Source organism: Bacillota bacterium (assembly GCA_013178415.1).
Taxonomy (GTDB): domain Bacteria; phylum Bacillota; class SHA-98; order Ch115; family Ch115; genus Ch115.
The window spans coordinates 101,902-112,602 of sequence record JABLXA010000003.1 but is presented as its reverse complement, the minus strand read 5'-3'; the positions used below and the strand labels follow the sequence as shown (position 1 = coordinate 112,602).

The window sequence follows — 10,701 nt, the reverse complement described above, 5'->3', positions numbered from 1 at the left end:
TCGAAATCGAGTATAATATGTAAGAAAAGCATAAATGCAGGGGGGTATTTATGACGAAATTCGTATATGGCAATGAATGATGGTCACGGGGGGATGGGATTGAGCGAATCAGGTGCAGCGCTAGATGAGCTTGATAGGGAGATTTTAAAATTTTTGCTTAGGGATGGCCGGACCCCGTACACGATGATCGCCAGCGAGTTAGGGGTGGCTGAGGGAACAGTGCGTAAGCGCGTCGCCAGGATGATAGAAAATGGGATCGTGAAGGTGGCCGCCGTAGTTGATCCCTCTCGGCTGGGCATGAACTTCATCGCGATTGTTGGAATCAAGGTCTCCGGGGATGACCCGGAAGGGACGATAGAGGCGCTGGGGCGGCTTCCTGAGGTCAGGTATATTGCAGTTTGCACCGGTTCTCATGACCTAATCGCTGAGGTAACAGTCAAATCAAATGAGGATTTATTTTACTTTCTGACGCGCAAGTTGAGGCGCATCCCTGGTGTTGTAAGTTCAGATACCTCGCTAGTTCTAAAGATTTGCAAGCAAAGTTACACATGGAGCGGTGGCTTAGGCTTAGAAGGGGAGGCTCAAAGAAATGAATCATAAAATCATAGCGGGAAGACTAGCTGGGACAGCCATTACTATTCTAATGTTGGTCGTCAGCTTGTTATTCGTGAGTCTTGGGGCGGGCGCAGCCAAGCAAATCAAGATCGGCATTTCGCAGATCGCCGAGCATCCGGCTCTTGACGCGGCTCGCAAAGGATTCGTCGATGGGCTCGCGGAGGCGGGCTATGTAGAAGGCAAAAATCTGGTGATTGATTTCAAGAATGCTCAGGGCGACCTGTCCCTGGCTCAGACGATCGCTCAGAAGTTTGTAAGCGATAAGGTGGATTTGATTCTGGCTATTGCAACGCCATCGGCTCAGGCAGCCGCCAATGTGACCAATAAGATACCGATTCTGATAACAGCCGTTACTGACCCCTTGAAGGCTGGTCTCGTGAAGGATCTGGCGCACCCCGGGACCAATGTCACCGGCACTTCAGATCTCAACCCGGTATCTGAGCAATTTGAGCTGCTGTTAAAGATTGTGCCCAGGGCGAAACGCATTGGGATCATATACAATGCCGGTGAGGTGAATTCAGTAGTCCAGGTGGAACTCGCGGAAGCGGACGCAAAGAAGCGCGGGCTTACGATTATCAAGGCAACTGCCAGCAACACCAGTGGGGTTTATGAAGCTGCTCAATCCCTGGTCGGGCGTGTGGACGCCATCTATGTGCCGACTGATAACACTGTGGTTACCGCCCTGGAATCTGTCATCAAGGTGGCGGAGCGAAACAAGATTCCCGTGATAGCGGGGGAAGAGAACTCTGTCGACCGTGGTTGCATCGCTACGGTAGGAATAGATTACTACAGGCTCGGAAAGCAGACTGCGGCCATGGCCGTTGAGGTCTTGAAGGGAAAGAATCCGGCAGAGATGCCGATCCAGTATCAAAAGGAAATGCGATTGGTGATCAATGTTTCAGCCGCGAAGGCAATGGGCGTGAATCTTCCAGAAGCGCTTGTCAAGAGCGCCGATAAAGTCATAAAATAGGGGATAGCATTTCTCTGTAGTGTAGTGAGCGCTGGTCGCTCGACCTTGGTCTATGCCCGGATCGCGTTTGATCAATCCTTGACATCGGGTATTCGAGATTTGGGCCGAGCGGCCAGGCATGAAATGAGGTGTCTTCGACGATCGAGTTAGTTCGCACCGCGTTGGAACAGGGCCTTGTTTATGGTATCCTCGCTATAGGCGTTTATTTGACATTCCGGGTATTGGATTTTCCAGACCTTACTGTTGATGGCAGTTTTCCACTGGGGGGAGCGGTTGCGGCGACCCTCATCGTAGGGGGATCCGATCCTTTCATCGCTACATTCGTCGCGGCATCATCGGGTTTTATAGCGGGGATCACCACAGGGATTCTCAATACAAAGCTCCGGATATCAGGATTGCTCAGCGGCATTCTGACCATGACCGGACTCTATTCGGTAAACCTCAGGGTAATGGGGCGGGCTAATGTCGCCCTTCTACGCCAGAAAACGGTGCTCACCATGGTTGGTGACGCGGGGTTGCCCGAGGATGCCTGTGCGCTTGCCGTATTCCTTATAGCGGCAGCTATTCTCTCATACTTGATCGTCGTCTTTCTACATACCGAAGTAGGCCTGGCTCTCAGAGCGACCGGCGATAATGAGAGGATGATCCGCAGCCTCGGGGTTGATACAGATTCCATGAAGATCCTGGGGCTGGGCCTTTCCAACACTCTTGTGGCTCTTTCTGGCGCGCTGGTGGCGCAATTTCAAGGGTTTGCTGATGTAGGCATGGGTATCGGAATGGTGGTCGCCGGGCTGGCATCGGTGATCATCGGCGAGGTAGTCGTGCCTCCACGAACAGTCGCTAGAGCTGTGGTAGGCGCAGTGGCCGGCTCCATCGTTTATCGATTTGTCATCTCGTTTGCTCTCAGGGCTGGTTTTGCGCCCACGGATCTCAAGTTGGTGACAGCCATAATGGTCGTCATTGCTCTTGCCGCTCCTGGGTCTGCTCTCGCGCCTGCTCTGAAACGACATATCAGATTGAATAGATCAAATGCCAGGGGTGTATCAGGTTCTGGTGTTTCAGGCGTTTCCAACGCGGATAATGGTAGTGTAAGGGTAAATCAGGAGGCGCGTTAGATGTCAATGCTAGAAGTCGTGAACCTCAGCAAGGTCTTTCATACCGGTGGCAGCGACACGACAAATGGTGAGAAGGTCGCTGTCAAGAATGTGAATTTCAGTCTCGAAGAGGGCGAATTCGTTACGATAATTGGAAGCAACGGGGCTGGAAAGTCTACGCTTCTCAACATTATAGCAGGGGTCTATTACCCTGATGCTGGTGTCATGAGGCTTGACGGCGTCGATATCTCACGGGTTCCTGAATATAAGCGGGCGAGGTTCATGGCGCGGGTTTTCCAGAATCCAGGCCATGGCACCGCAGGATCCATGACGATAGAAGAAAATCTGGCAATGGCAATGAAGCGGGGTAAGCGGCGCGGGCTATCCAGGGGAGTCGTATCTGCTGACAGGAAGTTATTCCGAGAATATCTCGCCCTTCTTGGCCTGGGGCTCGAAAAGCGCCTTTCTGACCCGGTACACCTCCTTTCGGGCGGTCAGCGGCAGGCCTTGACCCTCCTGATGGCGGCCATGACCAGGCCGAAACTATTGCTGCTGGATGAGCATACCGCATCACTGGACCCAAAGACTGCCGAACAGATTTTGAATCTCACTTGCCGCATCGTGAAGGAGAACAATCTCACCGCCCTCATGGTGACCCACAATCTCCGACATGCGCTCGATGTAGGCACAAGGACATTCATGATGCATGAAGGTGAAGTGATCCTCGACGTGTCCGGGAAAGAGCGAAAGGGCATGACTGTGGAGGATCTGCTCGACCAGTTTGCCAAAGTAAGGGGAGAGCAGCTGGTAGAGGACCGATTGCTCCTGGCGTGAGGGGTACGACTCTCCGCCTCCAAGTGACGGAGGCCCCGTCACCTCCATCGGTGTTAAGATATTCGGACCTCCCGGCCTATTTCCGCGCTCTTTAGAACAGCCTCCATCATTTTCTGGACGATCAGACCATGCCGTAGCGGGGCCTCACACGGGACCCCGTCGAGGATGCAGTCGATAAAATGTGCAGCGATCGCGTCCCATGCTTCCGGGCCTTTAGGAATATTAACGGTGATGTCCTGGGGAGCTCCATTTTCAGTGCGATAGAGGGTAAGCGGTGATAATTTCGCGCCAGCTTCGGTTCCAAAGAGCACGATCTGGAATTCTTCCGGCTGGTGTGAAGCCCAGAAGCTCTCCACCTGAACGCCGATACCGCCTTCAAATAGAATAAAGCCGCCTGCATAGTCGTCTGCCGCATACTGTGTGTAGACCTCCTTGGGAGGCACCTTCCAATCCCAGTAGCCGAGGCCTCTTGGACCAAATTTCGCGCCAGATATAGCCAGGGCGCTGATAGGCTTCGGCATCCCCAGAAGCCACCAGACGGCATCAAGTACATGTACACCCATATCACGGAATGCTCCGCCGCCTGCCTGGATGAAGCCCAGATTCCAGGCTGGTATGCCGCTTCGCCTGACACTCAGGGCCCGTGCGTAATATAGCTCGCCGAAGAAACCATTCTGCGCAAGTTTCCCCAGGTAACGGCATGGGGCGTCAAATCTCGTGCTCAGCGACATCATATTTACTACCCCGGCCGCCTCAGCCGCCTCTACCAGTTCCGCAGCTGCTCTCTCCGAATCCGCCAGGGGTTTTGTCACCAGCACATGCTTTCCGTTGCGCACGGCCTCCAGAGCGATAGGAACATGCCACTGGTTCGGAGTGCCTACGAACACCGCATCAATCTCTGGATCTCTGCACATTTCCTTGTAATCAGTATACATTTTCACGGGCTCAGGAAGCTCTTTCGCAAAGTCCTTCATACGCTCTTCTACTAGATCGCAGAGCGCTACTACACGGCCTCGCGGATTTCGCGCGATGGCACGGGCATTGGGCCTGCCGATTCCCATTCCTACGATAGCTGCCCTCACTACATCCATGAGACTATCGCCCTCCCATTAGGCTGAATGTAGGACTCTCCATAAGGTGATTTCGCTCCATATAGATGTTCTCCTTCTATAGAGCTGACCATTGCTACATCCGCTCTCGCTCGAGTCAACCAAAGGAGCTCCTCATATGACCTCGAGAATACGAGAATACAAATAATTCTTGCCTTTCGGCGGGGAACGCTGTATAATAACGATGGTAAGTCTTGTTCAATCCTGCGATCTTGTTCAATCCCGCGACCGGGGCTTACATCGGTCGCGGACGGAAAGGCCAGGGTGGCGGCTGACAAGAGGTCAGAGCTATAGTTCCTGAGCCCTGCCGGCTTGAGGGCCCTGCAGTAAAACGGGCAGACTGTCCCCACGACTTCACGGATACCGTCTGCGGGCAGAAGTAAGAGCAAGACTAGCTCGGGTGAGCAAGGACCAAGATCCGGAAGCGAGGGGATAAGTCCAGTGGAGTTTAAGGATAAAGTGCTAAAGTGTCGCGATTGCGGGGCTGAGTTTGTGTTCACTGCTGGCGAACAGCAATTTTATGCAGAGAAGGGCTTCCAGAATGAGCCTACACGCTGCAGAGATTGCCGTTCAGCCAGGAAGAGAGGCCGCAGCGAGGGTGGGCCCAGGGAAATGTATACAGTCACATGCTCTGCCTGTGGCCGCGAAGCCCAGGTCCCGTTCAAGCCGCGGAATGATCGTCCTGTTTACTGCAAGGATTGCTTTGACTCGATGAGAGGGTAGTCTTCCGAGTAGTAGGCTCCAAGTGTCTGGGGACAGTCAGGCGTGACGTTCGTCACGCCTTTTCTTCTGTTTTTCATATCCGGCGTTTCTGTGGGATGCATTTTTATGGATATAATTGATAACCTTCCTCAGGGTAGTGTATAATTATGCCGCACGGTTTTTATTAATGACCTGAGGAGGTACAATAATAGATGAAACGCAATGCGATTCTCTTGATTGTGGTCGCAGCCATCGTCCTGATCGCCGTCGGCCTGGCCGTCAGGAAGCCTGCGCAGGAGCAGGCCGCGACCGGGAAAGCCGGGGCGGATTTGCCAGTCCTCAAAGTTGGCACCGATGCCGCCTTCCCTCCTTTCGAATTTCAAGACGAAAAAACAGGTGAGATCAAAGGATTTGATGTAGACCTTATCACTGCCATTGCCCAGGAAATGGGCATGAAGGCCGAGATAATCAATACCGCGTGGGATGGAATAATACCAGGTCTTTTGAATGGAAATTATGATGTCATCGCCTCTGGGATGACCATCACAGATGAACGCGCACAGAGCGTAGATTTTTCCGATCCATACTTTACCGCTGGTCTTGTTATCGCTACTCTCGCCAATAATGATAGCATCAAGACCCCGCAGGACCTTGCTGGTAAGAAGGTCTCTGTTCAGATCAACACCACAGGTGATCTCTTCGCATCCAAGATGAAGGAGCTGGGCGAAGTCAAGAGGTTCAACCTTGTGCCTGATGCTTTCCTGGAACTCAAAAATGGTGGCGTGGATGCCTGCATAATGGATCTTGCCGTAGCCAAGGATTTCGTGAAACAAGATAATTCCTTCAAGATCGTCGGTAATCCAATTACAGTTGAGTACTATGGATTTGCGATACGTAAGGGTCGTGAGGACCTCCTCAAAAATATCAACAGGGCGCTTGCCACTCTCAAGAGCACAGGCAAATATGACGAGATCTACGCCAAATATTTTGAGGCGGCCGCCGAAGAGAGCAAGTAAGAAGTTTAGTTGGCCTCATCAGGAGCGTAGCGTGTCCTCGGAGGCAAATCAGGGGTTCGCTACGCTTCGTTGTTGCCACTTGGGAGGTGTATGGCGGGGGTGTCGTCGATTCTAGATGTAATAGGCCGCCTTCTACCCGCATTTAGAGTAGATATAATACAGAGGTCATTGCTTTTCTTGCTTCAAGGCGCCTGGATGACATTGCGCCTTACCACGCTTGCGGTATTTTTCGGAATCATAATAGGTACTTTCGTAGGCATAGCAAGGGTCTCAAAAGGTCGACTCATCTCGCTCCTGGCCGCTGTCTACGTGGATTTTCTGAGAGGGACGCCCCTACTAGTGCAGATTTTCCTGATTCATATGGGGCTGCCGCAGCTTATAGGTTCTCCTGTGCCTCCCTATATTTCTGCCCTTTCTGCGCTTAGCATCAATAGCGGCGCCTACGTGGCAGAAATCATACGAGCTGGTATCCAGTCCATTCACAGAGGCCAGATGGAAGCGGCGAGGTCCCTGGGGATGTCCTACGCTCAGGCTATGCGATATGTCATCCTGCCGCAGGCCTTCAGGCGAATTATACCACCTCTTGGGAACGAGTTCATAGCCTTGCTCAAGGACTCTTCTCTCGTATCGGTGATAGCTATGGAGGAACTCGTGAGGAAGGGCCAAATTGTCATCGGGCGCACGTTCAGGCCTTTTGAAATATGGACCATGGTTGCCATCATGTATCTAGTGATGACAGTGAGCATCTCGAGACTAGTTGCCTTTACTGAGAAGAAATTACATATTCCTCACTGAACAGGATTTCTGGGTTTCATCCAGAAATACTATTAATAAATGGCATCATGCAAAGGGGACTGATGCTGAATGGAAATAATATTCAAAGGCAAGAATCTGGAACTCACTCCGGCGCTGAAGGGGTATGCCGAAAAGAAGGTTGGCAAGATCCAGAAATTCTTTGAAAAGGCGATCGTGGGGGCTAATGTGGTCTTTAGTGTCGAAAAGGGACTCCATACCGTGGATATAACCGTGCAGGTGGATGGGCTCTTGCTGAAGGGTGAAGAGACCACCGGAGACATGTATGCCTCGATCGATGGCGCCGTGGATAGCATCGAGCGACAGATTCGGAAATATAAGACGAGGATCAATCGGAAACTGCGCCAGCTTGGCACCAAATTGGTGGAATCTGCTTTGAATGAGGCGAACGAACAGGGTGAGGCAGAGGAACCGCGCATCGTGAAGACAAAACGCTTCGCCATCAAGCCGATGTCCGTGGAAGAGGCTGTAATGCAGATGGATCTCCTCGGGCATGACTTCTTCGTCTTCTCCAATGCTGAGACAGAAGAGGTGAATGTCGTATATCGTCGTAGGGACGGAAATTACGGCCTGATCGAACCGGAGTTTTAGCAAGAACCTTTTGACGGTCGCGTTGAAAGCGCCTGGTAATATTTTCAATGAAGCCTCGCTGGCTCAAGGAAGCCGCGGGGCTTCATTCTTTTGGCGATAGCATGTCAAATGCTGAATGCGGGTTCATAAAGCCAGGTTGCCGGTGTGGCATGGAACCTAGCTCCATGTTATAATGAGAAAGGTCGAGATTGGTCTTAGAATTTGAGGCCATAGACTCCACGCCCGGAGGCAGGGGCCTCTGCATGGCGAAAGGATGGTGATGGCACATGTTCGGGTTCGTCAAGAACCTTTTTGACTTTAATAGAAAAGAACTCATTCGCCTTCAGGAAAAGGTCCGGGAAATAAACGCCCTTGAGCCGGAAATCTCCCGTCTTTCTGATGAGGAGCTGGTTTCGAAGACAGATGAATTTCGGGAGAGGGTGGCGAATGGCGAATCACTTGATGATCTCCTGCCGGAGGCATTTGCCGTGGTGCGGGAGGCTTCAGTGCGTACATTGGGAATGCGCCATTTCGACGTGCAGCTCATGGGCGGCATAGTTCTCCATGAGGGTCGCATCGCTGAGATGAAAACTGGCGAAGGCAAGACCCTTGTCGCAACGCTCCCTGTTTACCTCAATGCTCTTGAGGGCAAGGGAGTTCATGTGGTCACGGTCAATGATTACCTCGCCAGACGCGATGCTGAATGGATGGGCGCCATCTACCGGTTTTTGAAACTCAAAGTAGGCGTAATTACGCACGACCTGGATGTGGAAGGGCGAAAAGAGGCATATGCAGCCGATATCACCTATGGGACGAATAACGAATTTGGTTTCGACTACCTGAGGGATAACATGGTGCTCCGCAAGGAGGACATGGTCCAGCGATCCTTGAATTATGCCATTGTTGATGAGGTAGACAGCATCTTGATTGATGAGGCCAGGACGCCGCTCATCATCTCGGGACAGGCTGAAAAGCCCACTGATCTTTATTATAAATTTGCAAGGATCGTCACCCGTTTGAGGCCTGAAGAAGACTATACCGTGGATGAAAAAGCCAAGACTGTTGCCATAACGGAGGCCGGGGTTGCCAAGGTCGAAAAGATGCTCAATGTTGACAACCTGTATGATGACGCCAATAACGACCTTGCCCATTACTTGAACCAGGCGCTCAGGGCCCATGCCCTCATGAAGCGGGACAGGGATTATGTGGTGAAGGATGGCAAGGTCATCATCGTGGATGAATTCACAGGCAGGCTCATGTTCGGGAGGAGATACAGCGATGGGCTGCACCAGGCGATCGAGGCTAAGGAAAATGTGAGGATCGAGCGGGAGAGTCAGACCCTTGCATCTATAACTTTCCAGAATTATTTTAGAATGTATCGCAAGCTTGCTGGAATGACTGGAACCGCCGCCACGGAAGAGGAAGAATTTAGGAAGATATATGGCCTGGATGTGGTTGTGATTCCGACCAACGCCCCTATGATAAGAGTAGATCATCCTGACATGGTATACAAGACGGAGCGAGCCAAGTTTGCTGCAGTAGTAAAGGAAATCGTGGAATTGCACAAGAAAGGGCAACCGGTGCTGGTTGGGACGATTTCCATCGAGAAATCGGAAAGGCTGAGCGCCCTCTTGAGCCGGGAAGGCGTGCCGCACCAGGTGTTGAACGCAAAGTACCACGAAAAAGAGGCCGAGATAATCGCGCAGGCAGGAAGACTTGGGGCCGTTACGATAGCCACGAACATGGCAGGACGCGGTACAGATATCGTCCTGGGAGGCAATCCAGAGTATATCGCCAGGCAAAAGCTTCGCAGCCTGGGGTATGACCCATCGGTGATCTTCGCTGCCACGGAGCGGGGCCCATCAAATGTCCCCGAAGTTCTCGAGGCGCGTGAAAAATACAGGGAGATCCTGGCCGAGGTCAAGAAGGAGACGGATGCGGAACATGAGAAGGTAGTGGCCCTCGGCGGGCTTCATATCATTGGCACCGAGCGCCACGAGAGCAGGCGCATAGATAATCAGCTTCGAGGCAGGGCGGGTAGGCAGGGAGACCCAGGGTCTTCAAGGTTTTATGTTTCGCTCGAGGATGACCTCATGCGCCTCTTTGGCGGAGAAATGATAACCAAGTGGATGGAGCGCCTCGGATGGGAAGAAGATGTGCCCATCGAGCATCCCAGGCTGTCGCGTAGCATAGAAATGGCGCAGAAGCGGGTTGAAGCCCGGAACTTCGATATACGTAAACAGGTACTTGAATATGACGATGTAATGAACAAGCAGAGGGAAGTCATATACAAAGAGCGGCGCCGTGTCTTGGAAGGCACGGACCTTAAGCCGGTGATCCTCGATATGATACATGAGGTAATCAAGGGCCTGGTAGATGCCTATGCCGGCGAGAAAGTTCATCCTGATGAATGGGACCTCGAGGGGCTCTTGAATCAGCTTGAAATCGTATTCGGGTTCAAGTTCAATATGAGTGAAGAGCAGCTTAGATCCAGAGGCCGTAATAGTCTCCTCGCCGACCTCTATGAGATCGCGCGAACTGCCTATGATGAAAAGGAAAAACTCATCGGGGCTGATGAGATGCGCGCCCTCGAGAGGTTCATAATGTTGAGGATCGTGGATGCTAAATGGATGGACCATCTGGAGGCCATGGATGATCTACGTGAGGGAATAGGCCTGCGGGCTTATGGCGAAAGGAACCCGCTCATTGAATATAAGATGGAAGCTTTTGATCTGTTCAATTCCATGATAGCTGGTATACGGGAGGATACAGTCCGCTGGGTGTTCAGGTTCAATCCCGCCCAGACTGCGAGACATCCTGTGGAGAAGCCCAGAATTGCAGTCGTGACCAATAGGGATGAAGATGAGGGACATCCGAAGCCGGTAAAGCGGAATGTCAAAAAGGTGGGCCGAAATGATCCATGCCCATGTGGCAGTGGTAAGAAATACAAAAAATGCTGTGGTAAGACAGCGTAGTCA

The 10,701-nt window shown here is 52.1% G+C and carries 10 protein-coding genes; 9 read left to right on the top strand and 1 reads right to left on the bottom strand.

The window, feature by feature from the left end; all coding sequences use genetic code 11:
* Positions 1-99 precede the first annotated feature (99 nt).
* The 4 genes from HPY52_03500 to HPY52_03485 all read left to right on the top strand — a co-directional run bounded on the left by HPY52_03500 (position 100) and on the right by HPY52_03485 (position 3,513).
* Positions 100-600, top strand: coding sequence for an Lrp/AsnC family transcriptional regulator (locus HPY52_03500; protein ID NPV79331.1), 501 nt, complete (start codon positions 100-102; stop codon positions 598-600).
* Positions 590-1,585: an ABC transporter substrate-binding protein gene (locus HPY52_03495; GenBank protein ID NPV79330.1), complete on the top strand. Its 996-nt coding sequence runs from the start codon at positions 590-592 to the stop codon at positions 1,583-1,585. The genes HPY52_03500 and HPY52_03495 overlap by 11 nt, the downstream gene beginning before the upstream one ends.
* A gap of 140 nt (positions 1,586-1,725) precedes the next feature.
* Positions 1,726-2,700, top strand: coding sequence for an ABC transporter permease (locus HPY52_03490; GenBank protein NPV79329.1), 975 nt, complete (start codon positions 1,726-1,728; stop codon positions 2,698-2,700).
* A gap of 6 nt (positions 2,701-2,706) precedes the next feature.
* Positions 2,707-3,513, top strand: a complete 807-nt coding sequence (locus HPY52_03485) for an ABC transporter ATP-binding protein (protein NPV79328.1) — start codon at positions 2,707-2,709, stop codon at positions 3,511-3,513.
* 53 nt (positions 3,514-3,566) lie between these two features.
* On the opposite strand, the gene HPY52_03480 is transcribed toward HPY52_03485, so the two are convergent.
* A complete protein-coding gene (locus HPY52_03480; protein NPV79327.1) occupies positions 3,567-4,604 on the bottom strand; it encodes a Gfo/Idh/MocA family oxidoreductase in 1,038 nt (345 codons plus the stop codon).
* Positions 4,605-5,063: 459 nt separating this feature from the next.
* Here HPY52_03480 and HPY52_03475 point away from each other — a divergent pair, with 459 nt between their 5' ends.
* The 5 genes from HPY52_03475 to secA all read left to right on the top strand — a co-directional run bounded on the left by HPY52_03475 (position 5,064) and on the right by secA (position 10,698).
* Complete coding sequence (locus tag HPY52_03475) at positions 5,064-5,345, top strand: zinc-binding protein (GenBank protein ID NPV79326.1); 282 nt, start codon at positions 5,064-5,066, stop codon at positions 5,343-5,345.
* 191 nt (positions 5,346-5,536) lie between these two features.
* Positions 5,537-6,340 carry a basic amino acid ABC transporter substrate-binding protein gene (locus HPY52_03470; protein ID NPV79325.1) on the top strand — a complete coding sequence of 268 codons (804 nt, stop codon included), beginning with the start codon at positions 5,537-5,539 and terminating at the stop codon, positions 6,338-6,340.
* A 90-nt stretch (positions 6,341-6,430) separates the two neighbouring features.
* Entirely contained in the window at positions 6,431-7,135 is a 705-nt protein-coding gene (locus HPY52_03465; GenBank protein NPV79324.1) for an amino acid ABC transporter permease, read from the top strand.
* A gap of 69 nt (positions 7,136-7,204) precedes the next feature.
* Positions 7,205-7,744, top strand: coding sequence for a ribosome-associated translation inhibitor RaiA (raiA, locus tag HPY52_03460; protein NPV79323.1), 540 nt, complete (start codon positions 7,205-7,207; stop codon positions 7,742-7,744).
* A 266-nt stretch (positions 7,745-8,010) separates the two neighbouring features.
* On the top strand, positions 8,011-10,698 hold the full coding sequence (gene secA, locus HPY52_03455; GenBank protein ID NPV79322.1) for a preprotein translocase subunit SecA: 2,688 nt from the start codon (positions 8,011-8,013) through the stop codon (positions 10,696-10,698).
* The last annotated feature ends 3 nt before the right edge of the window (positions 10,699-10,701 follow it).

What these genes read in the sequence shown, in the direction of transcription:
- HPY52_03495 (NPV79330.1), top strand. Translation starts at nt 590, where the DNA reads ATGAATCATAAAATCATAGCGGGAAGACTAGCTGGGACAGCCATTACT.
- HPY52_03485 (NPV79328.1), top strand. Translation starts at nt 2,707, where the DNA reads ATGCTAGAAGTCGTGAACCTCAGCAAGGTCTTTCATACCGGTGGCAGC.
- HPY52_03480 (NPV79327.1), bottom strand. Translation starts at nt 4,604, where the DNA reads ATGGATGTAGTGAGGGCAGCTATCGTAGGAATGGGAATCGGCAGGCCC.
- HPY52_03470 (NPV79325.1), top strand. Translation starts at nt 5,537, where the DNA reads ATGAAACGCAATGCGATTCTCTTGATTGTGGTCGCAGCCATCGTCCTG.
- HPY52_03465 (NPV79324.1), top strand. Translation starts at nt 6,431, where the DNA reads ATGGCGGGGGTGTCGTCGATTCTAGATGTAATAGGCCGCCTTCTACCC.
- raiA (NPV79323.1), top strand. Translation starts at nt 7,205, where the DNA reads ATGGAAATAATATTCAAAGGCAAGAATCTGGAACTCACTCCGGCGCTG.
- secA (NPV79322.1), top strand. Translation starts at nt 8,011, where the DNA reads ATGTTCGGGTTCGTCAAGAACCTTTTTGACTTTAATAGAAAAGAACTC.